Below are 208 nucleotides of genomic sequence, written 5' to 3'. Positions count from 1 at the left end.
GTCCACCATCTCCATATAGTTTAATTGATCGAGGATCCACCTCATCTGTGTTAATCCCCACACTATGTAAAAAATTGTTGCTCAATTGAAAAATCCCTGATTTATCAATATACAACCGATACCATTGACCTGAACTCAAAACAGAATTGGTAATTGGTTTTGCATTTACACTATTTGAAATAGCGGACTGTGTTCTGAAGGCGTAATT

The 208-nt window shown here is 36.1% G+C and carries 1 protein-coding gene; it reads right to left on the bottom strand.

Annotated elements, in window-relative coordinates:
- The coding region (locus tag ACRHOC_RS16020; RefSeq protein WP_431159540.1) for a hypothetical protein at window positions 1-208 on the bottom strand (208 nt) is incomplete at both ends.

It is taken from the genome of Winogradskyella poriferorum (assembly GCF_050618035.1).
GTDB classification, from domain to species: domain Bacteria; phylum Bacteroidota; class Bacteroidia; order Flavobacteriales; family Flavobacteriaceae; genus Winogradskyella; species Winogradskyella poriferorum_A.
Note: the sequence above shows the minus strand (reverse complement) of the source record. Positions and strands in the feature narration are given on the sequence as shown.